This window comes from Demetria terragena DSM 11295 (assembly GCF_000376825.1).
GTDB lineage: Bacteria > Actinomycetota > Actinomycetes > Actinomycetales > Dermatophilaceae > Demetria > Demetria terragena.
The window spans coordinates 161,519-182,513 of sequence record NZ_AQXW01000001.1; the positions used below are offsets into that span (position 1 = coordinate 161,519).

At 64.3% G+C, this 20,995-nt stretch carries 21 protein-coding genes and 1 rRNA gene; 12 read left to right on the forward strand and 10 right to left on the reverse strand.

Annotation, left to right across the window (positions count from 1 at the left end; translation table 11 throughout):
* Window positions 1–2: 2 nt before the first annotated feature.
* Window positions 3–890 (forward strand): carbohydrate ABC transporter permease, encoded by an 888-nt coding sequence (locus F562_RS0100735; protein WP_018155001.1) that lies wholly within the window; start codon window positions 3–5, stop codon window positions 888–890.
* Complete coding sequence (locus F562_RS0100740; protein WP_018155002.1) at window positions 887–1,690, forward strand: carbohydrate ABC transporter permease; 804 nt, start codon at window positions 887–889, stop codon at window positions 1,688–1,690. The genes F562_RS0100735 and F562_RS0100740 overlap by 4 nt, the downstream gene beginning before the upstream one ends.
* Before the next feature lie 23 nt (window positions 1,691–1,713).
* Here the strand turns inward: F562_RS0100740 and F562_RS0100745 are convergent, their stop codons facing one another.
* Entirely contained in the window at window positions 1,714–2,478 is a 765-nt protein-coding gene (locus tag F562_RS0100745) for an isoprenyl transferase (protein WP_018155003.1), read from the reverse strand.
* A gap of 131 nt (window positions 2,479–2,609) precedes the next feature.
* Here F562_RS0100745 and trhA point away from each other — a divergent pair, with 131 nt between their 5' ends.
* Complete coding sequence (gene trhA, locus F562_RS0100750) at window positions 2,610–3,317, forward strand: PAQR family membrane homeostasis protein TrhA (protein WP_018155004.1); 708 nt, start codon at window positions 2,610–2,612, stop codon at window positions 3,315–3,317.
* Here trhA and F562_RS0100755 read toward each other — a convergent pair.
* Window positions 3,297–3,518 carry a hypothetical protein gene (locus F562_RS0100755; protein WP_018155005.1) on the reverse strand — a complete coding sequence of 74 codons (222 nt, stop codon included), beginning with the start codon at window positions 3,516–3,518 and terminating at the stop codon, window positions 3,297–3,299. The two genes, trhA and F562_RS0100755, sit on opposite strands and share 21 nt — an antisense overlap.
* Window positions 3,515–4,444 carry a mycothiol conjugate amidase Mca gene (gene mca / locus F562_RS0100760; RefSeq protein ID WP_018155006.1) on the reverse strand — a complete coding sequence of 310 codons (930 nt, stop codon included), beginning with the start codon at window positions 4,442–4,444 and terminating at the stop codon, window positions 3,515–3,517. The genes F562_RS0100755 and mca overlap by 4 nt, the downstream gene beginning before the upstream one ends.
* A gap of 140 nt (window positions 4,445–4,584) precedes the next feature.
* Here mca and F562_RS17570 point away from each other — a divergent pair, with 140 nt between their 5' ends.
* Window positions 4,585–4,962 (forward strand): DUF4307 domain-containing protein, encoded by a 378-nt coding sequence (locus F562_RS17570; RefSeq protein ID WP_018155007.1) that lies wholly within the window; start codon window positions 4,585–4,587, stop codon window positions 4,960–4,962.
* 169 nt (window positions 4,963–5,131) lie between these two features.
* Entirely contained in the window at window positions 5,132–5,620 is a 489-nt protein-coding gene (greA, locus tag F562_RS0100770) for a transcription elongation factor GreA (RefSeq protein ID WP_018155008.1), read from the forward strand.
* A gap of 58 nt (window positions 5,621–5,678) precedes the next feature.
* Here the strand turns inward: greA and F562_RS0100775 are convergent, their stop codons facing one another.
* The 4 genes from F562_RS0100775 to F562_RS0100790 are packed head-to-tail and all read right to left on the reverse strand — an operon-like array spanning window position 5,679 to window position 8,894.
* Entirely contained in the window at window positions 5,679–6,488 is an 810-nt protein-coding gene (locus F562_RS0100775) for an ABC transporter permease (RefSeq protein ID WP_018155009.1), read from the reverse strand.
* Entirely contained in the window at window positions 6,488–7,456 is a 969-nt protein-coding gene (locus F562_RS0100780) for a daunorubicin resistance protein DrrA family ABC transporter ATP-binding protein (RefSeq protein ID WP_018155010.1), read from the reverse strand. The genes F562_RS0100775 and F562_RS0100780 overlap by 1 nt, the downstream gene beginning before the upstream one ends.
* 53 nt (window positions 7,457–7,509) lie before the next feature.
* On the reverse strand, window positions 7,510–7,713 hold the full coding sequence (locus tag F562_RS0100785; protein ID WP_156822449.1) for a hypothetical protein: 204 nt from the start codon (window positions 7,711–7,713) through the stop codon (window positions 7,510–7,512).
* Complete coding sequence (locus F562_RS0100790) at window positions 7,710–8,894, reverse strand: cystathionine gamma-synthase (RefSeq protein ID WP_018155012.1); 1,185 nt, start codon at window positions 8,892–8,894, stop codon at window positions 7,710–7,712. Before F562_RS0100790 ends, F562_RS0100785 begins: the two co-directional genes overlap by 4 nt.
* A 60-nt stretch (window positions 8,895–8,954) precedes the next feature.
* Between F562_RS0100790 and F562_RS0100795 the strand changes: the two genes are divergently transcribed.
* Together F562_RS0100795 and F562_RS0100800 are read left to right on the forward strand one after the other, a co-directional pair.
* A complete protein-coding gene (locus F562_RS0100795; protein ID WP_018155013.1) occupies window positions 8,955–10,769 on the forward strand; it encodes a methyltransferase in 1,815 nt (604 codons plus the stop codon).
* The gene (locus F562_RS0100800; protein ID WP_018155014.1) at window positions 10,766–11,746 is read left to right on the forward strand and encodes a DUF2971 domain-containing protein; all 981 of its coding nucleotides are present in this window, start codon (window positions 10,766–10,768) and stop codon (window positions 11,744–11,746) included. The genes F562_RS0100795 and F562_RS0100800 overlap by 4 nt, the downstream gene beginning before the upstream one ends.
* Window positions 11,747–11,767: 21 nt before the next feature.
* Here F562_RS0100800 and F562_RS0100805 read toward each other — a convergent pair whose 3' ends face one another.
* Window positions 11,768–14,794, reverse strand: a complete 3,027-nt coding sequence (locus F562_RS0100805) for a glycine--tRNA ligase (protein ID WP_018155015.1) — start codon at window positions 14,792–14,794, stop codon at window positions 11,768–11,770.
* A gap of 58 nt (window positions 14,795–14,852) precedes the next feature.
* Between F562_RS0100805 and F562_RS0100810 the strand changes: the two genes are divergently transcribed.
* The gene (locus F562_RS0100810) at window positions 14,853–15,350 is read left to right on the forward strand and encodes a DUF3592 domain-containing protein (protein ID WP_018155016.1); all 498 of its coding nucleotides are present in this window, start codon (window positions 14,853–14,855) and stop codon (window positions 15,348–15,350) included.
* Here F562_RS0100810 and F562_RS0100815 read toward each other — a convergent pair.
* Window positions 15,320–16,345, reverse strand: coding sequence for a GNAT family N-acetyltransferase (locus F562_RS0100815; RefSeq protein ID WP_018155017.1), 1,026 nt, complete (start codon window positions 16,343–16,345; stop codon window positions 15,320–15,322). The genes F562_RS0100810 and F562_RS0100815 overlap by 31 nt on opposite strands.
* A gap of 306 nt (window positions 16,346–16,651) precedes the next feature.
* Here F562_RS0100815 and F562_RS0100825 point away from each other — a divergent pair, with 306 nt between their 5' ends.
* From F562_RS0100825 to F562_RS0100840, 4 genes are all read left to right on the forward strand, one after another.
* Window positions 16,652–17,854 (forward strand): hypothetical protein, encoded by a 1,203-nt coding sequence (locus tag F562_RS0100825; RefSeq protein WP_018155019.1) that lies wholly within the window; start codon window positions 16,652–16,654, stop codon window positions 17,852–17,854.
* 83 nt (window positions 17,855–17,937) lie between these two features.
* Window positions 17,938–18,612, forward strand: coding sequence for a peptide-methionine (S)-S-oxide reductase MsrA (msrA, locus tag F562_RS0100830; RefSeq protein ID WP_018155020.1), 675 nt, complete (start codon window positions 17,938–17,940; stop codon window positions 18,610–18,612).
* A 66-nt stretch (window positions 18,613–18,678) separates the two neighbouring features.
* The gene (locus F562_RS0100835) at window positions 18,679–19,884 is read left to right on the forward strand and encodes a DUF4185 domain-containing protein (RefSeq protein WP_018155021.1); all 1,206 of its coding nucleotides are present in this window, start codon (window positions 18,679–18,681) and stop codon (window positions 19,882–19,884) included.
* Between the two features lie 88 nt (window positions 19,885–19,972).
* Window positions 19,973–20,479, forward strand: a complete 507-nt coding sequence (locus F562_RS0100840) for a ferritin (protein WP_018155022.1) — start codon at window positions 19,973–19,975, stop codon at window positions 20,477–20,479.
* Between the two features lie 203 nt (window positions 20,480–20,682).
* On the opposite strand, the gene rrf is transcribed toward F562_RS0100840, so the two are convergent.
* A 5S ribosomal RNA gene (rrf, locus tag F562_RS0100845) occupies window positions 20,683–20,800 on the reverse strand.
* Window positions 20,801–20,995 lie beyond the last annotated feature (195 nt).

The following is a 20,995-nucleotide window of genomic DNA, read 5'->3' on the forward strand; positions in this document are numbered from 1 at the left end:
CGTTGAACGCATCTCGCGCGCCCGGTTCACCCCGCCTGATCGGCTATGTCTTCATCCTGCCGGCCTTCGTGGTCTATGCCGCGTTCGCGTTGTACCCGCTCCTGAAAGCGGCGTACCTGTCGCTGTGGCACTGGGACGGGTCATCTCTGGCCACGTGGGCTGGGTTGTCGAACTACACCGAGGTGTTCACCGACGATCGACTACGCAGCGCATTCATTCATGCGTTTGTCATGATCGGGTTCTTTGCGGTACTGCCGCTGGTGATTGGGTTGGTCCTCGCATCGGTCCTGCACCGCGGCCAGGTGCGCGGACGAAGCATCTTCAGATCCGTGGTGTTCCTGCCACAGGTCATCGCGATGGCCGTGATCGCGGTGGCCTGGCGCCAGGTGTACGCACCCGAAGGCACGCTGAACGGCGTGCTGTCCGCTATCGGGTTGGACAGCCTCACCCGCGGCTGGCTCGGCGATTTCACCTTGGCCCTGCCCGCGGTCGGCGTAGTCGGGACATGGTTCGAGAGCGGCCTGGTGACGATCCTGCTGCTCGCGGGTATGAGCCGCATCCCCGGTGATCTGTACGAAGCCGCTCGGTTGGATGGCGCTGGGCCGATCCGGGAATTCTTCGCCGTCACGCTCCCGTCCGTGCGCGGAGAGATCGCCGTCGCGCTCACCCTCACGGTGATCGCGGCGCTCAAGACCTTTGATCTCATCTACCTCACGACGAAGGGTGGACCGGGACACAGCACGTCCGTGCCGTCCTACGAGGTCTACTACCAAGCCTTCGAACTCGACCAGGTCGGGCTCGCGTCGGCCATCGGAGTCGTCCTGGCCGTGATCATCTTTGCCATCTCGTTCGTCATCACTCGCGTCGCAGATCGGACTACTGACCGATGAACGTCAAGCGGACCGAACGCGCGATGAACTACGCGATCCTGGTGGCTTTCGCGATCACTGCCCTCTTCCCGATCGTCATGATCCTGGTCAGCGCTTTTCAGGCTGACGGCGATAGCTCCGGCGGCTTCTCGAACTTCCAAGACGCCTGGGAGATCGGCCGATTCAGCGAATACCTCAAGAACAGCCTCATGGTCTCGGCGTTCGTGGTGCCGGTCAGTTTGGTGCTGTCGGTCCTCGCCGGGTACGCCTTCGGCACCATGACCTTTCCCGGCCGAGACCTTCTCTTCTACCTCATGCTGATCGGCATCATGCTCCCCGCCGAGGCCCTCGTCGTTCCGCTCTACTACGACCTTGAAGCGATCGGCATGGTCGATACGTTCTGGGCCATTGCCCTCCCCCAGGTCGCGCAGTCAGTCGCCTTCGGGACCTTCTGGATGCGGGCCTTCTTCCGATCAAGTCCGCACGCCGTCGTGGAGGCCGCCCGCATTGACGGCGCCAGCACCTCGCGCATTCTGTGGCAAGTGCTCGTGCCGTTGGCTCGGCCAGCCATGATCACGTTGGTCGTCCTGACCTTCATGTGGACCTGGAACGAGTTCCTCATCCCACTGGTGATGGCGCCGACCAATGAGGGCCTGCGTACGGCACCGCTCGGCCTCGGGTTCTTCGCCGGTCAATACACCCAAGGTGGGGCTCTGTTGGCCGCTGGTGCGACGATCGTGGCGCTGCCTGTGGTGGTTGTGTATCTCTTCCTGCAGCGACATTTCATCTCCGGCATGCTCGAGGGCGCGGTCAAGGACTGACCACCGGTGATGCGACCCAAGGCTCAGGCGCCGAAGCGACGCTCCCGTTCGGCATAGGCGCGCAGCGCCCGCAAGAAGTCGACGCGACGGAAGTCGGGCCAGTACGCCTCACAAAAGTAGTACTCCGAGTGCGTGCTCTGCCACAGCAGGAATCCTCCGACGCGCTGCTCCCCCGAGGTGCGGATCACCAGGTCCGGATCCGGTTGCCCCTTCGTATACAGGTGCGAAGCGATCGCGTCGACGTCAATCTCCTGGGCGAGTTCCTCCATGGAGGTGCCCTTGGCGGCGTGCTCGCGCAGGAGTGACCGTACGGCGTCGGCAATTTCCTGACGCCCGCCATAGCCGACCGCGATGTTGACGACCAGGCCCTCCACGTCGCTGGTGCTGGCCACGGCCCGCTTCAGCACTTCGGTCGTCTCGGCGGGCAGGAGGTCGAGCGCCCCCATCGCGTTGAGACGCCACCGCTTAGCCGCCGCAAGATCGCCGACGACGTTCTCGATGATGTCGAGCAAGGGGGCAAGTTCCGCAGCCGACCGGTTGAGGTTGTCGGTGGACAGCAGCCACAGCGTCACGACTTCGACATCGAGTTCCTCACACCAGCCAAGGAACGGCTTGATGTTGTCGGCGCCCGCACGGTGGCCCGTCTCGGAGTCAGCACCACGCAACTTCGCCCAGCGGCGGTTCCCGTCCAGCATCACGCCGACGTGCCGCGGCAGTCGCTCCGCTGGCAGCGACCGGCTGAGGTTACGTTCGTACGCCTTGTAGGCCAGGTCGAAGATGCCCGGCATGGCCCACTCCCCTCAGACAAGACTGCGTAAGGTGCTGACGGTACCGCCCAGACCTGACTGAATGACACTTCACGTCAGCATGTGGCGAAGATCCCCAGCCGCTGCACAGTGAAAGGACCTACTCTGGTGACATGACCAATGCTGCAGCCGCCGTCGCGCAAGGCCGCGATAGCGCGCGCGAACTCGCCAGGATGGTCAAACCGAAGTTACGCGGATGGCTGCACCTGGGTATGGCGCCGATATCTCTGATCGCCTCGATCGTGCTCGTCGTGCTGGCGCCCACCGATCGCGCCCGTATTGGCGCGCTGATCTTCGGGCTGTCAGCAGTCCTGTTGTTTACCACGTCGGCCGTCTATCACCGCGGCGAGTGGACCCCCCGAGTCGCGGGCGTCCTGAAGCGGTGGGACCACTCCAATATCTTCGTCATCATCGCCGGTACCTACACGCCGTTCGCGTTGACTTTGCTGCCGCGCGAGCAGGCCATCCAGTTGCTGCTGATCGTCTGGTCTGGCGCGCTGGCCGGGGTGCTGTTCCGCATCTTCTGGGTGGGCGCACCGCGCTGGCTCTACGTTCCGGTATACGTCGCTCTCGGCTGGGTCGCAGTGTTCTACTTCGGTCCCCTGATGGAAGCAGGCGGCGTCGCAGTGATCACCTTGATCGCCCTCGGCGGGTTGCTCTACACCATGGGCGCGATCGTCTACGGCACCAAGCGCCCCAACCCATCACCCCGATGGTTCGGCTTCCACGAGGTATTTCACGCCTTCACGGTGCTCGCGTTCGCCGCTCACTATGTTGCGGCCTCGCTCGCGATCTACACCTCACAAGCCGCCTGGGTCTGACTCCCCCTTCGGAGCCGCATTCGTCTCAGCACGCTGGGCCACGCGCGCTGCGGCTTCACGCTCCTCACGAAGGCGAATATTCCGCAGCCGCGTGTTCATGCTGCGGAACAGGAACCAACACGCGATGGCCAGCGTGAAAAGCACGATGAAGCCCGCCAGACCAGCGGTGGTCGTGACGCTCTCGATCGACTCGTTGTTCACGAGGCTGTCTCCCGCTCTCGCACATCGTCGATCACGAGGTCGCCGGCGCCCCCGGTCGCGAGCGCATCAGCATCGCCGAGGGCGCCCAGGCCAGCGAACAGATCGTCCTCATCGCGGTCGGTGGGACGCTCGACGTACGACAGCGCCAGGTCAAAGTCCTCGGTCGGCCAGACCTTGGCCTGAGTCTCCCGGGACACCTTGAAGAAGTTGCCCTGGGGATCGACTTGCGTCGCATGCGCCTTGAGGGCCCCTTCCCGCTGCTCGAAGTAGTCGGCCACGTGAACCCGCGTGGTGATACGCCCGTCGGGTCGCTCATCGAGCCGGGCAATCCAGTCGACGTACGGCGACTCTTCGCCCGCGTCCTCGATCGCTTGGTGCAACGCGCGAATCTTGCCAGCCGAGAACGCCCGGTCGTAGTACAACTTCAGCGGCTGCCATGCCGGACCTGCGTGCGGGTATGCCTCCGGGTCGCCGGCGGCGCGGAAGGCTGCGACGGACACGACGTGGCACATGATGTGATCCGGGTGCGGATATCCACCGTTCTCGTCGTAGGTCGTCAGCACGTGCGGCCGGAAGCGCCTGATCTCGCGCACCAACGCCTCGACGGTGATGTCCTGCGGTTCAAGCGCGAAGCAGCCGCCCGGCAAAGGCGGCATGGGGTCACCTTCAGGAAGGCCAGAGTCCACAAAACCCAGCCAGTGGTGCTGAACGCCCAAGATGCGAGCGGCCTCCGCCATCTCGCGTCGGCGCACCTCAGGAAGCTCCCGCATGATTACCGGGTCGTTCTGCAAGCTGGGGTTGAGCACGTCGCCGCGCTCCCCGCCGGTGCACGAAACAACCAGCACCTCGTGGCCCTCAGCGGCATAGCGCGCGAGCGTCCCTGCACCCTTACTCGACTCGTCATCTGGGTGCGCGTGAACGGCCATTAGACGCATGCGATCGGCCACCTGTCTCCTCCTGGCTGAACCTGCCATAACTGCGCCCCGCACCAGGGCGGCACGGGGACGGGATTATTCTCTCACTGGCGTACAACGCCGCTACAACGCATCAATTCCCAGGAGCCGACGTGCCATTTCCTCGCCCCGCCCCGGAGCAACGGAAATGGTGGCTCTTCGGTGGCGTCACCATCACTATCGCCGTCCTTGTCATTGTGTGGTTCGGCCTGTCGGCCACCGCTGGCATCACATGGACCGATACCGGGCATCAGACCGTCGACGACCGAACGATCAAGGCGCGATTTGATGTCGTCGACGCCGATCGTGGGCCAGTGACCTGCACTCTGGCCGCGCTATCCGAGACCAAGGCCGTCGTGGGGAAACGTACCGTTGAGCTGCCGCCGAGTGAGTTTGAGTCCACCCGGCATACCGTGCCGGTGAAGACCGCCGAACGTGCGGTGGCGGTCCAAGTCGATGAGTGCATTCGCACCGGATCAGCAGAGCGCTAAGCGCGGCGTCCGGCCCGAGGGTCAGGTGTCATCGCGACATCGGTGCTAGAGTTGTCTATTCGCACTCGGTCTGGGTGGTCAGTCGTCTCAACGACATGGCTACACCCGGACCGCGTTGTTTGGGCCCGGTGCCGCGGCGCCGGGCTGACGTACATCCAAGGAGAGAACTGTGACCGACACTGCCAGCGCAAGCTTCCTGACCCAGGACGCCTACGACCGGCTCCACGCCGAGCTCGAAGAACTCTCTGGCCCGGGTCGCACCGAGATCTCCAAGCGCATCGAGGCTGCGCGCGAGGAAGGTGACCTCAAAGAGAACGGCGGATACCACGCCGCCAAAGAGGAGCAGGGCAAGATGGAGGCCCGCATCCGCCAGCTTCAGGAGCTCCTCCGCGACGCGACGGTGGGCGAAGCTCCGCCGGACGACGGCGTGGTCGAGCCGGGCATGGTCGTGACCGTCGAGATCTTCGGCGACACCGAAAAATTCCTGCTCGGGAGCCGCGAGATTGCCGACGACAGCGAGCTCGATGTCTACTCCGAGAAGTCCCCGCTCGGCGCCGCGATCCTCGGGAAGAGCCGGGGCGACAAGGCGTCCTACGAGGCGCCCAACGGCAAGACGGTTGACGTCAAAATCGTGGACGCCACGCCGTACTCCGGCTGACCACACATTCAACGACGCCCCGGTACCGCCCACTCGGCGGGGCCGGGGCGTCGTCGTCTCAGCGAGCGACAGCCCGCTGATAGGTGCGAATCGCCACCGGGACAAAGACCACGAGCAGCAAGATCGACCATCCGACGGTGTAGATCTCCGCATTCCGCAGCGCCCAGGTGTATTCCACGACCGAATCCGGTTTGGGCGGTAGCGATGTCGGGTTGCCGAAACCACTTCGCGCTGCGTGCGCCAAGCTGGATACCGGATTCCAGCCGGCGATCGTCTTCAGGACAGACGGCATGTTCTCGGCCGGCGCGAAGGTGCTCGCGATGAAGGTCAGCGGAAAGATCACGATGAACGAGGCGTTGTTGACGATCTCGGGAGTGCGGACCGCGAGCCCAACAAACGCCATGATCCAACTCACCGCGTAGGCGAACACCAACATCAAGGCGTACGCCACAACGGCGCCCGCAAAGTCTCGGATCCGCCACCCGACGAGCAGTCCGGTCATGGTCATGACAACCAGCACCAGCACGTTGGTCAGCAGATCCGAGAGCGTCCGTCCGAACAGGACGGCGCCAGGATGCATCGGCAACGTCCGGAATCGGTCGATGACTCCCTTCTGCATGTCTTCGGCCATCCCCCATCCGGTAAGGGTGGCGCCAAAGATGATGGTCTGAGCAAAGATGCCCGCCATCAAAAACTCGCGATAGTTTTCGTTGTTGCCGGGGCCGGCGAGGCTGCCGAACACGAAGCCGAACAGCAAAATGAACATGATCGGCTGCAAGGTGGTGAAGACCAGCAGGTCCGGCACCCGCTTGATCTTGATCAGATTGCGCCGGGCTGCGGTCAGGGTGTCCGACACCAGGGTGCTCATCAGGCCTCCTGCGACTGGTCGGTGGCGTCCTCGGTACGAGTGCCCGTCAGGGAAAGAAAAGCGTCGTCCAAGGTGGGTCGGCGGATGCCGATGTCCTGAACCACGATGTTGTGCTCATCGAGTGCCCGGACCGCAGCCAACAACGAGGTCGTTCCGCCGTCCACGGCAACGATGAGTGAGCGGGTGTGCTCCTCGACCTCGGGCTCACCGATGCCGACCCCGGCCAGCACACCGCTGGCCGAGCCGAGCTGACCAGCGTCTTCGATCGTGACGTGCAGACGCTCGCCCCCGACCTGCGCCTTCAACTGGTCGGCGGTTCCTTCGGCAATCACCGTGCCGTGATCGACCACCACGATGTTGTGCGCCAAGCGGTCGGCCTCTTCGAGGTACTGCGTCGTCAGCAGGACTGTGGTGCCCTCTCGGACCAGGTCAGCAATGACATCCCACATCTCGCCACGACTGCGCGGGTCAAGACCCGTCGTCGGCTCGTCCAAGAACACGACGGGCGGACGCGCGATCAGGGCCCCTGCCAGATCCAGCCGCCGACGCATCCCGCCGGAGTAGGTCTTGGCGGGCCGGCTCGCGGCGTCCTCTAGTCGAAACTGTGCCAAGAGTTCGTTGGCCCGCGAGCGCGCCTCGCCCGCTGAGAGGTGGTAGAAGCGCGCCACCATCTCGAGGTTTTCGAATCCGGTGAGGTATTCGTCCACGGCGGCGTACTGGCCGCTCACCCCGATCCGTTGCCGAACTTCATGGGGTTGCTCGACGACATCGAATCCTGCGACAGTCGCTCGCCCCGCGTCGGGACGGATCAGGGTCGTCAGCATGCGCACCGTGGTGGTCTTGCCCGCCCCGTTAGGACCCAACACCCCCAGCACGCTTCCCTGTGGCACCGTCAGCGATATTCCGTCGGCGGCTTTGACCTCGCCATAATGTTTGGCCAGCCCCTCGGCCGTTACCTGATCTGTCACAAGTCAGAGCATGCCACCCGGCACCGACAAGCATCGAACCGATTTTGCTCGGTCTAGGTGAACTGCTGGATTAACGCGACCACGGCGGCGATGGACGCATACGCCGCAATAGCCAGCATCGCGCCACCCAGGAACATGTAGGTCCGTCGTCCGCTAGCCCGGGCGTTCTTCAACACGACCCAGCCGCCCCCACCAAACGCGGCGATGAGGATGAAGATCCCGACGACTCCGAGCAGCACCCCAGCGAATTCACTCAACGACTTCCCTCCAGCGCCTGCTCGAGGTCAGCCAAGAGATCCTCGATGTCCTCGATACCTACCGACAGCCGAATCAGGTCGGCAGGCACCTCCAGCTCAGTTCCTGCGACGCTGGCGTGGGTCATCCGCCCGGGATGCTCGATCAAGGACTCGACTCCGCCGAGCGACTCACCAAGGGTCCACACGGTGGTGCGACCAACCAAGTCGACGGCGCGGTGCTCCCCACCTGCCACCTGGAAGGAGATCATGCCGCCGAATCGCTTCATCTGACGTGCCGCAAGGTCATGGCCCGGGTGCGAGTCCAATCCCGGGTAGTGAATGTGCGTGACATCCGAACGCTCGCGCAGGAAATCGACGACTCGCTCGGCGTTATTGCTGTGCTGCTCCATCCGCAACGCCAGCGTCTTGAGGCCGCGCAGCGTCAACCACGAGTCCATTGGGCCAGCGACCGCTCCCATCGAATTCTGATGGAAGCCAACCCGATCGGCCGCATCCGCAAACTCAGGCACCGCAATCTCCGGAGCGACGACCACCGCACCCCCGACAACATCCGAGTGACCTCCGCAGTACTTGGTCGTGGAGTGCACCACGATGTCGGCGCCCAGGTCGATGGGCTGCTGCAGGTAGGGCGACGCAAACGTGTTGTCCACGACCAGGAGCGCACCGGCATCGTGCGCAATGTCAGCGAGTGCCGCGATGTCGGCGACGTTGAGGAGCGGGTTGGTCGGTGTCTCGACCCAGATCATCTTGGTGACGCCTGGCCTGATCTCGCCGCGCACCGCGTCGGCCTGCGAAACCTTGGCGAGGCTGTGGTCAACACCCCACCGCTTCTGGACCTGGTTGATGAGCCGGTACGTCCCGCCATAGGCGTCCGTCGGCACCACCATGTGATCTCCCGGCTTAAGCAGCCCGCGCATCACGGCGTCCTCGCCCGCCAGACCGGACGCGAACGCGAACGCTTTGGCCCCGCCTTCGAGTTCGGCGATGCACTCCTCGAGGGCAGTCCGGGTCGGGTTGGCCGAGCGGGAGTATTCATACCCCTCGCGAAAGCCACCTACGCCATCCTGCTTGTAGGTCGAAGTCTGATAGATCGCCGGAACTACTGAGCCGGTGCGCGGGTCCGGATCTTGCCCTGCGTGGATCGCACGGGTGGCAAAACCAGGACGCTTATCGTCAGTCATGGGGAAAGGCTATGCGGAACCCTTGTCCGTCCCGCGCGGCCCCAGGAGCAAACTGGACACATGAGGCACCACACCGCACCGCACTCGGACGAACGGCGCGACAGGTGGGATCAGCGCTATGCCGAGCGCCGTCACCAGCATGTCGGCGCTCCCCGGGCCGCGCTTGAACACCTCATCGAGCCTATGGCCGCAGGACACGCCGTTGATCTGGGCGCTGGCAGCGGGAGGCACAGCGTGTGGCTGGCCTCGCTCGGCTGGCAGGTCACAGCCGTCGACTTTTCCCGCGTGGGCCTGGCCATCGGTCAGGATCAGGCCGTCGCCCAAGGGGTCGAGGTGGATTGGGTCGCCGCGGATGTCCGCACCTGGTCGCCACCATCGGCAGTCCTGTTCGACCTGGTGTTGGTGAGTGACCTCCACCTGAGCGGCGTCGACCTTGCTCGCACCATCGGATGGCTCAGACCCGGCGGCCACCTGGTCGTGATTGGGCGCGCGCTGCGCAACCTCACCGACGGCAACGGCGGGCCCGACGACCCCGCGCTGCTCTATACCGTCGCGGACCTGCGCGCTGCGTCTGAGGGTCTTGACGTGCTGCGTTGCGAGGAGATCGTTCGCAGGACCGACCGAGGCAATGTCTACGACGCGCTGCTCGTGGCACGTCGAGTTGAGCGGCTCGCGCCGACCCCAGCCATGCCGGAGTACGCCGAATTGGCCGCGGCGCTCCTGGATTCCAGCACTCTTGTGCGCGCGGTCGTGGGTGGCAGCATGCGAAACCAGCCCGAGCCGACGTACCACCGGGTCGAGTTGCGATATGTCGACCTCAAGGCGGGCCGACGCCTGCACGTCGAGGCGTTCGATGCCACCCAGGCTCATACCAGCAACTATGAACCGGAATCGGCCGCCGCAGAGGTCCAGCGCCTGCTGGCCGAGCCCTACGGGCATTGGCACGTGGAGACCACCTCCGGAACGATCGCCATCCGGGTCAACAAAAAGGGGCGCGCGGTCATCCAGCGCAGCAAGTCCGCTCCCCCAGCGCCGACAGAGCGGGCCCACGATCGCGCCAAAAACCGGTGGCTGAAAGAGTCAGATCCGGTGTTCGCGGCGCTCGGCGTCGCAACTCGCGATGGACAGATCAAGCCGACCCGGCGGGACAAGTTCACGCAGGTCCAAGACTTCCTCGCCAGCCTGGAACCCGTGCTCGACGCGGCGACCGCCGCTGCCGGGGATGGGCCGTTGCACGTGGTCGACCTCGGCTGTGGGAATGCCTACCTGACGTTTGCGGCCTATCGCTATCTCACGCAGGTGCGTGGTCTGACGGTGCGGATGACCGGCGTCGACAGCAAGGCCCAGTCGCGGGAACACAACTCAGCAGTCGCCGAATCACTCGGCGCAGCAAGTGATTTCGAGTTTGTTGAGGCGTTCATCGGCGAAGCCGAGATCGCTGCCCCTCCTCATCTGGTGATGGCATTGCACGCCTGCGATACCGCGACCGATGATGCGCTGGCTCAAGCCGTGCGCTGGTCGGCTCCGGTCCTCGTGACCGCGCCGTGCTGTCATCACGACATCCAACGCCAGTTGGATTCTGGCGACGTGCCCCCGGCATATCGACTCGTGGCTCGCCATGGAATCTTGCGCGAGCGCATGGCGGATGTCCTCACCGACACCTTTCGAGCGGCACTCCTGCGGCAGCACGGGTATCGCGCCGAGGTCATGGAGTTCGTCGACAGCAAGCACACGCCGCGCAATGCCCTCATCCGAGCCGTACGCACCGGCGCGCCGGCCAGCGCGCAGGATCGGGCCGCGTATCAAGACCTTCGCGATCAATGGCAAGTCGAGCCCCGCTTGGAGGTTCTGCTGCGCGAGCATCCCAGTTCGTGAAGACTGACGCTGTGACTGCCCACTCCCCACCTGCCGATTTGGTGTGGCATTACACCGACGCGCCTGGCCTGCTCGCGATCCTCGGCAGCCACACGTTATGGGCCACTTCATCGGCTTTCCTCAATGATCGCCAGGAAGTTCGCCTCGGAGGTGAGGTGGTCTTTCGGCAGGTCCGTGAGCTGGCGGGTTCGCTCGACGGCCCGTGGTCGGAGTTGCTGACGCAGCGCACGGCACGCGCCCGCGAGGACGGCGACCTGCCGAGTAGTTCGTACTACTTCATCCTCAGCGCATCCCAGTCCGGTGACTCACTGGCTATGTGGCGGTTGTACGGCGGCACCCAGGAGTCCTACGCCATCGGCCTGGACCCGGCCGCGCCATTGGGAATCCTGTCCACCACCGGTGTCACCGCTTCGCCGCACCGGGAGGGCTCGGATGTCACCGTGACCGATCGCGGCGAACTCCTCCGCCGAGTGCCGTGGAAGCCAGTCCGCTACCAGCCCGCCGCGCAGGAGACACTGGTCAAGGAGGTGGTGGACCAACTGCCTGACCAACTCGACTCGCTTCGCGATCTGTCCGCAGATGGCGACCGCCCCGGCTCGTTGCCCGAGCCCATTGGGGACATCCTCAATAAGCTCACCGAGGCGATGTTGCTGATCAAACACGAGGGATTCACTGACGAGCGCGAGACGCGGCTGTCACTGGTGGTACGCCAACTCCCGTCGGCCGCAGCCGAATCCGATGTCGTGCGATATCGCGCCACCGCATACGGCATCGCGCCGTACGTCGCCGTCACGGGAGTTTCGTCCGAGGACAATGTGGTGGTGTCTACTGCCCATCACCTACCGATTCGCGCGGTGGCCATCTCGCCATCGCCGAACGGCCAGGAGGCCGAGACATCCGTACGCCACCTGCTTGCCTCGCGCGGCTATCCCGACGTGACGGTGAGCCGCTCGGCCATCCCGTTCCGAGCTGGCTAAGGGCTGACCTCAGACGCCGGTTCACACGGCCGAATCAAGGGCCTTCCAGTCGATGCCGGCGGGCGCCCGCTCGACCACGGTCTGCAGCATTCCGAGGCGGGCGGCACGCAACGCCTCGTCTTCTGCCATGACCAGCACCTCATCAAAAAAGCCCCGTAGCGGGTCAACCAGTGCGCCGGCGTCCGGCAGCCACTCGCGCAGCCCACCACTGGAGTGGTCTGGGAGCGCATCGACAGCATCCGCAAGCACCAACTCAGATGGCTCGGTTAGTGCACTGCGCTCGTAGGTGGCCGCGGTGCCGCTCGGAACGATCCGAGTGATCCGCTGGACGGCCTCCACGGTGGGTGCGAACGCCTCGTCGTGCCGCACCGAATCGATATCTGCCAGCGCACGGTCCACTGTTCCCGGCGATGCAGACAGCGCCGCGAGCGCATCGACCAGACCCGCGGGAACACCCTCGTCGCGAAGCACCTGAGCAAAGCGCCCACGGACGAACTCCGTTGCGTCCTCGACTGATTCGTCGCTGACTTCGACGCCTTGGGTACGCAGTCGGTCGGCGGCGGCCCGCAATCCGGAGTCCACCGTCATAGCCGAGAAAGCGTCGAGCCCACGCAGGATCGCCACCACACCAAGGGCCGCGCGGCGAAGGGCGAACGGGTCGGATGAACCGGTCGGCTTGGCGCCGATCGCAAACATCGCAGCGAGGAGATCGAAACGGTCAGCAAGCGCCAACAGCGCGCCGGGTTTGGACTGTGGCAGCGCATCGCCCGCCTGACGCGGCAACTCCATCTCCCAGAGCGCCTCCGCCACTTCGGCGGATTCGCCTGCCCGCGTGGCGTATTCGCGGGCCATCGTTCCGGCGAGCGACGACAACTCGACCACCATCTGCGACGAGAGGTCGAACTTCGCCAACTGGCCTGCGCGACCCAGCGTCGACGATTCGTCGCTCGTGAGGTCGACATTGGCACTCAACGACGCGGCGATGTCGCTGATGCGGTCAGCGCGGTCAGCCATCGACCCGAGTCGATCTTCGAAAGTGAGTTTGTTGATGCCAGAGCGCAGCTCGGCCAAGTCGACCTTGAGGTCGCTGTGATAGAAGAACGCGGCGTCTTCATAGCGGGCCCTCAACACCGACTCGTTGCCTGCCCGCACCAGATCATCGTCGCAGTCGCCGTTGGCGATCGTCACGAAGTGGGCCATGAGCGCACCGGAGGAGTCGCGTACTGGCAAATAGCGCTGGTGCTTGCGCATGACCGTGGTCAGGATCTGTTCGGGCACTTCGAGGTATTTCGGTCCGAACGAGCCCACGATGCCGTGCGGCTCCTCAACCAGGTTGGTGATCTCATCGATCAGTGCGGCTTCTGCTGCGACATCGATGCTGCCGCCGACCGATGCAGCTAGCGCCTGCGCCTGGTCGACGACCTGGCCGCGCCTCACCTGTGGGTCGAGCGTCAGCCCGCGCGACTCCAGCGTTGGTCTCAACTGTCCAGCCGAAGAGATCACGACGTGTGGGGTCGCATCAGTGCGCTGAATGTACGTCGTCCGCCCGGCCCGAAGTGCTGAAACCTCTACTGGCACAACTGTTTCTCCCCAGAGAGCCACGATCCAACGGATCGGTCGGCTATAGGCCAGTTGCGGGTCGTTCCAGCGCATATTCTTGTCGGCGCGAAGGCCGCCGACGACATCCGTGATGACCTGACGTGCTACCTCCAGCACTGGGCGCCCCTGCTCGGTCACCTTCACCGCGACATGTTCGACGCCGTCGAACTCGGCCCGTACCAACTCAGCGGGATCCACCTTTTGGCCGCGCGCGAAGCCGGCGCCAGCTTTGGTCGGCTCACCGTCGGAGTCGAAGGCCGCCGTGACTTTGGGGCCCTTGCGCAGCGACTCCGCGTCAGGCTCGTGGGCCGATAAGTCGCGGATCGTCGCAACAATGCGCCGCGGCGTCCCAACCACGTCGATCTCGCCGTGCTCGAGCCTGGTCTGGCCGAGGCCTTCGGTCAGCCCCGCACGTACCTGCTCGATGGCTTGCTCCACGACGTGCGGCGGCAACTCTTCGACCCCGATCTCGAGCGCGAGGTCCTGCGCATCCGAAGGCAACTCGCGCGGCGCGATCAGGTCAGCCTCGTCCGGTTCCGGCGACTGCACCGCCGACCCGACCTGGATCTGTGGCATCTCGCTCTTGAGCAACGGGAAGTCCAACTCCGCGCGGCGTTCGACCCACAACTGGCCGATATCCCGGGAGAGCCGCCGCATCGTGGAGAAGGCCTTAGCCCGCTCGGTCGTCGACATCGCGCCGCGCGAGTCGAGCACGTTGAAGGCATGCGAACTCTTCAGGACATAGGTCCACGCCGGGACCGGGAGCCGAGCGTCGATCGCGCGCTGAGCCTCGCGGACGTAGCGCTCGTAAAGATCTTGATTCGTGCTCACGTCGGCGTCATCGAGGTAGTAGCGCGACATCTCGTACTCGACCTGGCCGAAGACTTCCCCGTAGGAGACGCCCGGCGCGTACTCCATGTCCTTGAAGTGCGTCACGCCCTGCTGGGCCATCATGATGCGCTCGATGCCGTAGGTCAGCTCGACGCTCACCGGGTCAACATTTTGCCCGCCAACCTGCTGGAAGTAGGTGAACTGAGTGATCTCCATGCCATCTAGCCACACCTCCCAGCCAAGGCCCCACGCGCCGATGGCTGGGTGCTGCCAGTTGTCCTCAACGAAGCGCACGTCGTGGGCGCCGATATCGATGCCGAGCGCCTCAAGTGATTCGAGGTAAAGCTCCTGCGGGTTGCCCGGCTCGGGCTTCAGGATCACCTGGAACTGCGTGTGCGTCTGGAGCCGGTTGGGGTTCTCGCCATAACGGCTGTCGTCGGGTCGGACCGACGGCTCGACGTACGCCACCCGCCACGGCTCGGGTCCCAACACCCGCATGACAGTGGCGGGGTTCATCGTTCCCGCGCCGACCTCCGTGTTGTAGGGCTGGACCACCATGCAGCCACGGTCGGTCCAGAACTTCTGCAGGCGAATGAGGGCTTCTTGCACGGTCAGCACCCGCCAAGGCTACCCAGCACCAGCATCAGCACCACGGACCGGGCTTAGTATCCCGGCCATGGGGAAATTCGTGCCGTTGCGTGAGCGCACCGGATGGATGCGCTTCTGCTGCGTGGCGCTTCTGGTGGGGTCGCTTGGGATGCTGACTTGGTCGGCAATTCAGGCGGCCCGAACGTTTGCGTTTCAGCAGTCGAGCACCGAGGTCACGGGCACCGTCGTCGACGTCCGCCGATACGCAAGCGATCGCACCCGGTCGGGCCAGTCCAAGCATTGGACAAAAGACATCACGTTTGAATACGTCGTGCGCGACAACACCGAGCGTGGGGTCTGGGTGAATGACGACCGCAACTGGACCACGGGGCAACGACAGTCGCTTCTGGTCGACCCGAGCGAGCCAACAAAACCGCGACTAGCGGGCACCTGGGGCCTCTACCGCGACGCCTTTACCTACGCTGGCCTGGCCGTCGTCCTGGCGCTATGCGCCCCGCTGGTGTGGGCGGTCCTGGGCCATGTCAGGTCGCGTGGTCAGAGTCGGCGCTCCCACACCCGCAGGTAGCCCTCCGGCTCATATCCCAGATCGCGGTTCACCGCGAGCATGTGCGTGTTGTCATCAGCGTTCCAGGTGGGGATGCGCGCAACCTCCGGGCAGGCGTCCATCAACTCAAGCGCGGCTGCGGCCTTCAACCGCACGCCGAGTCGGTAGCCGCGGGCCTCGCGCAACACGAGGGTGTCTTGTTGGTACGCCAGGCTCGGGTCGTGCGCTGTGACGTGCAGGACGGTGAACCCCACCAGTCGTCCCGTGCTCAGGTCTCGCGCCACCACCGTCAGGATGCGGCGGCCCGAATCGACCGCCCACTGGCAGTCCCCCGCCACCCGGGCGGCATCCCACGCCTCTTCCTCCTGGGTCGTATCTCCTTGTGGCGCATCGGTACTCATGCGCTGCTCAAGCACCGCAAGATCGTCCAGCCACTCGGTCGGCGGCATCTCCCACGCAACCTCGATCGCGAACGCGGCGGCGTCCTCGACTCCCTCACCGCTCGCAAATATCTGCAGTGGCCCTCGAGGGGCTGGCAGCCTCATCACGCTGCGGGTCATGGTCTGCGCCGCGACGAAGTCATGTCGCGTCGCGAACTCCTCCCCGTGTTCGTCGTGGCCGCCGACCGTCCACTCGGTGTCGACACGAACGACCGTTCGCCCGTCACGTGATGCTGTCCCGAGCGCGTCCTCCAGCAATGCCGTTCCAACTCCCCGCCTGCGATGCCCCGGGTGCACTGCAAGCATGAGCAGCGCCAGGTGCGGGTTGTCCTTCGCGGGCATCGCCATGAAACACATGCCAGCCGCATGACCCTCGACCTCGGCCAATCGATCCACAAAGTGGTATGTGCCGCCACGTCGACGGCCACGCACCTCATCCTCGGTCCAGCCACTGTGCTCATCGCCCCAGATCGCCCGCGAGCTCTCGGTATGCATCTCGATCGCCGCGCGCAACCGAGCCTGCTGCTCCGGGTCCTCTGACAACGCATCAATGGGCACTACCTCGACGTGGCTCATAGGGCGAATCGTGGCAGTACGGCACCCAGTCCTCAAGGCATTTTCTTGCCTGGTGCAGCCCTGGCGCCGCCCGGCAACCCTGGACAGCCACCTCAGTCTGGGTATACGTTCGCAGGGCGGAATCATATTGGGCCTAAACGGAGTTGGCCCTTGAAGTCAGCGCTGTGATCACGGGCGGCACAGCGTCACCGCCGCGGAATCTGCGCCGTTCGCGACGTACCTCTTCGGAAGCGTCGCGGGGCTTCGCTGCCACGAAGCCAGAGCCGCGAAACCTGTACCAGGGCTTGATCTGCATGGAGATCTTCAATGGGTACATCACTTCGCAATGCTCGAAATGTCCTTGTCGCAGGAGCCTTCCTGTGTACCTCCCTCAGTGCGGCCGGGTTTGGGCTCCCGTCCGATGCCGCGACGGCGGGACCCCCGCCCGCCGGCCTTGCTGCCACGAAAATCGCCACCCAACCCCAAGCCAAGGCTGGGACGACTGGCTACAACGGCAAGAAGTGGTCGTCGGCCATTCTCGATCTCGAGATCGACGGAAACTCGCTGATCGCCGGCTACGGAGATTGGAACGCCAACTCCGACTCATATGGCGGCCCGAACGGTCGAACGGGAATCGTGCCGCTCAACCTGAGCACCCTGGCGTGGGGTCCGATCACCCACACCGGGACCGAAGCCAACTCGCTGATCCGTCGTATCAACGGGCACCTCTACGCGCCAACGACCGACCCCTCCCTCAACGGGCGCGGTGGGTACGCATCGAATAAGTCTGGTACGTGGGCGGTGTACGAGCCGGAACCAGTGGCCAGCACCGCCATCCACGTCTTCGACATCGTGGGCGTCGGCGCGAACGAGCTGTGGATGTTTGGCTCAACCAAGAACCCCGCAGACCCAAGCAACCCCGCAGGTCAGGCCACTGCGTGGCGCAGCACTGACGCTGGGCAGACGTGGAGTGTCGCGAAGAACGAAGGAAGCACTCCAGCATTCGGGGGTCGGGGATATGAGCGCTACTACTGGGGCGCCGCACTCGGCAACAAGGTCTTCACCCAGGCCACCAGAACCAGCCCGGCAACCCCGCTCTGGTCCTTTGACAGTGCGAAGTCTTCGTGGACGTCTATGCCTGCGAGCGCAGCGTGCCCCGGCTTCAGCAGCACCCAACCCAATATCGCGGTATTCAAGGCCGAGGCCGTGTGCGGCACAACCGCCACCTCGATCACGACCGGCATGCCCGTCTTCAACGGGTCGACCAGCCGGACGGTGCCCTGGCCTGCGGGCGAGCGCGGGGCGGTCGACTTCTACTCCGACGGGACCTCCTTCTACATCCTGACCCTTGATCGGTCCGGCGACGGGAGGCAGAGCATCTATCGCGCATCGACGCTCAACGGTTCGTGGACTGCCATGGGCTCCTTGCCCAGCAACGGGCAGAACTACCGCACGCTGGCAGTCAAAGGAAACACCGCCTATGTCGGCACCGCGACTGCCGACATCTTCCGCGCGCCCCTCGGAGGCTGATCCGCACCAAGGGCCGACGGAACAGGCGCGCTCAGCCCGGCGTTGCACCACACATGATGCTTCCCTTTAGCCGCCGGACCTCCATGATCTCTCGCGACGAGGCTCTTCCGGGCCGGGCGGAACCGCTTCCGGGGATTCCGGTCACTCACGAGGTCCTTGGCACGCCGCTGCACGGTCCCTGGCCGGAGGGCACCCAGGTGCTCTACGTCGCCATGGGGTGCTTCTGGGGCGCCGAGCGCATCTTCTGGCAGCGTCCAGGTGTGGTGACCACCGCTGTTGGCTACATGGGTGGGTTCACCCAGAACCCGACCTACGAAGAGACCTGCTCCGGACGCACGGGCCACACTGAGGCCGTCCTGGTTGCGTACGACCCGAAGCAGACTTCACCGGAGTTGTTGCTGAAGTCGTTCTGGGAGAACCACGACCCAACCACCCTCAACCGGCAGGGCAACGACCGCGGGACGCAGTATCGGTCCGCGATCTACTGGTCGACTGCGGAGCAGGAGAAGGCCGCCAACACCACCCGTGAGGCGTTCCAATCTGTTCTGAACGAGCGCAACCTCGGCGAGATCATGACTGAGGTGCGCAGTGCAGAGGACGCAGGCGAGTTCTTCTACGCCGAGGACTACCACCAGCAGTACCTCTACAAGAACCCAGGCGGCTACTGCAACCACGGCCCCAACGGCTTGACCTGCCCGGTCGGCATCGCGCGTCAGGACGAACTGCCAAGCCAGAATTCAGTGCTCGGTTCTGATTGACCGGGCCAGTAAACTCACACCGCTACACATCGCCGGTTTCGGCATTGCCGCGGCAAAATGGCACCTGTGGTGCGATCACAGCGTCGAACGGCCCTCGCGGCCGCAGTCACTCTTGCGTTGGGGCTGTCGGCATGCACTGGCGACGGGTCGAGCCCAGCCACCAGCACGCCGTCGCCGAGTCCTGACACCTATCGGCTGAGTAATCCCTGCCCGAAGTCGCCAGGATCCACCAAGGTCACCGTTGATATCGCGACCAAGGCCGTGGCGGACTCGGCGCTGCCCGGCTGGCAAGCCGCCGACATCGGCGCGAGCACCAAACTCTCCGATAACCGCATTGCCTGGGTCTTCGGGGACACGGTCCGAACGGACAAGTACGTCCCGAAGGTCGTCGCGAACTCGATGTTGCTGTCCTCCGGGTTATGCGTGTCCCAACTACGGGCGCCCTACGACGGCCCGATCATCCCGGACGTCAGCGACTCCGTGGTCTATTGGCCCATGTCCGCTGCACGCCTCGACCCACGCCAGATACCGCAGACGGCCAAAGACAAGTCCGTCAGCGACGTCATCATCGTTTTGGCCGGGCGCATCAAGCGCGGGGGTAGCGGCGATGGTTTCGACTTCACCTACCTCGGAACCTCCGCCGCCGTCTTCTCCGTGAAGGCAGGTCAGGCCCCCCGCCTCGTCACCATCGAGCGCATCACCCCGGACTCTCAAGACACTCACCAAATCAACTGGGGATCCGCGGCCCTGGTCGATGGACCCTGGTATTACGTCTACGGCAGCCGCACCACACCGAACAAGTACGCCTTCGGGCGCGAACTGTACGTCGCCCGCGTTCCTGTCGCGAGCCCCGATCGCCGGTCTCAATGGCGCTACTGGAACGGCTCTGAATGGCAAAAGGACCGTAGCGAAGTCCGCGCCATCGTCCCGGCCAGCGTCGGTGTCTCCCAAACCCTCTCCGTCTCCCGTATCGGCGGACGCTACGTCATCGTCTCCAAGAAGGGCGGAGACCTCGGCGACTACGTCTATGCCTGGGCCTCTCGCTCACCGACTGGACCCTGGAATGGCAAGAAAGGCGTACGAGCCCCCTTCGGCAAAGGCAAGAAGCTGCAGTACGCACCGCTGGCCCACCCCAGCGTTCCGCTCCGATCCGGGAATCTACTCATCTCGATATCCCAGAACACCACAGATTTCCAGCGGCTATTGGACACCCCCAAGACGGTCGGACGCCCCGTCTTTGAGGAGGTCGAACTGCCCCCGGCCAGTCCATGACCCTCTCCCTACCGAGGTTAGGCACACCACGGCTAGGCAAGCCAAAGCACGCTATCGCACTGTGTTCTAGCGGATTATCCTCGGAAGCATGAAGATCACACCAGACCTCGAAAAGCCCTTCAACGACCAGATCACCCTCGAGCTCCAGGCCTCCGCGGTCTACCGTCAGCTCGCGATCGAGATGGAGATCCGCGATCTCCCGGGCATGGCCTCATGGCTGCGCGCGCAGTCAAACGAGGAAATCGTCCACGCCGACAAGTTCATCGACCACGTGTCCGACCGCGGTGGACGTCCAGTCATCGGTTCGCTCGACGCACCGAACATCACTGCGACCACCCCGTTGGAAGTCTTCAAGGCAGCCCTCGCCCACGAGGAGAAGGTTTCCGAAGCTATCCGCGAGTTGTACCGCGCTGCCGACTCGGCCGGCGACCTTGACTCCCGCCCGTTGCTCAACTGGTTCATCCAGGAGCAGGTCGAAGAAGAGGCCAGCGTCGGCGAGATCGTAGGACGTCTCGAGCTCATCGGCGAAGACGGCCCCGGCCTCCTGCGCATGGACGCCGAGCTCGGCGGTCGCAATGAGACCTCCGGCGAATAAGGACAACCGCCTTAACGGGTGCTGCTGATACCCGAAGGACCGGTGAAGGGCTCGACCTGATTCAGGTCGAGCCCTTCACCTATATCCCTCGCACGCTGCCTGCTCCCAGGCGCAGCGGCAAACGTCGGGACCATACATACGACAACGCGGGAAGGATAATCCTGAGTCAAACTCAGGAATCCTTCCCGCGTTGCGGAATGGTAGTCCGGCGGTGTCCTACTCTCCCACACTCTACCGAGTGCAGTACCATCGGCGCTGGAGGGCTTAGCTTCCGGGTTCGGAATGTGACCGGGCGTTTCCCGCTCCGCTATAACCGCCGTAACACTATGAAACTGTTTCACCAACATTCCTCTCAAACCCGTGTTCCCGCGTACGGGGGGTTTGGTGTTGTGGTGTGTTGTTTCAGATATTGTATAGTGGACGCGTATTCATGCTTTGTTTTGTTCTTATGGTTAATTATGGTCAAGTTATCGGCTTATTAGTACCGGTCAGCTACACACATTACTGTGCTTCCAC

Bases quoted from the DNA above. Each gene is read 5' to 3' on its own strand.
- F562_RS0100740 (WP_018155002.1), top strand. From the start codon at position 887: ATGAACGTCAAGCGGACCGAACGCGCGATGAACTACGCGATCCTGGTG.
- F562_RS0100745 (WP_018155003.1), bottom strand. From the start codon at position 2,478: ATGCCGGGCATCTTCGACCTGGCCTACAAGGCGTACGAACGTAACCTC.
- trhA (WP_018155004.1), top strand. From the start codon at position 2,610: ATGACCAATGCTGCAGCCGCCGTCGCGCAAGGCCGCGATAGCGCGCGC.
- mca (WP_018155006.1), bottom strand. From the start codon at position 4,444: ATGGCCGTTCACGCGCACCCAGATGACGAGTCGAGTAAGGGTGCAGGG.
- F562_RS0100775 (WP_018155009.1), bottom strand. From the start codon at position 6,488: ATGAGCACCCTGGTGTCGGACACCCTGACCGCAGCCCGGCGCAATCTG.
- F562_RS0100790 (WP_018155012.1), bottom strand. From the start codon at position 8,894: ATGACTGACGATAAGCGTCCTGGTTTTGCCACCCGTGCGATCCACGCA.
- F562_RS0100795 (WP_018155013.1), top strand. From the start codon at position 8,955: ATGAGGCACCACACCGCACCGCACTCGGACGAACGGCGCGACAGGTGG.
- F562_RS0100810 (WP_018155016.1), top strand. From the start codon at position 14,853: ATGGGGAAATTCGTGCCGTTGCGTGAGCGCACCGGATGGATGCGCTTC.
- F562_RS0100815 (WP_018155017.1), bottom strand. From the start codon at position 16,345: ATGAGCCACGTCGAGGTAGTGCCCATTGATGCGTTGTCAGAGGACCCG.
- F562_RS0100825 (WP_018155019.1), top strand. From the start codon at position 16,652: ATGGGTACATCACTTCGCAATGCTCGAAATGTCCTTGTCGCAGGAGCC.
- msrA (WP_018155020.1), top strand. From the start codon at position 17,938: ATGATCTCTCGCGACGAGGCTCTTCCGGGCCGGGCGGAACCGCTTCCG.
- F562_RS0100840 (WP_018155022.1), top strand. From the start codon at position 19,973: ATGAAGATCACACCAGACCTCGAAAAGCCCTTCAACGACCAGATCACC.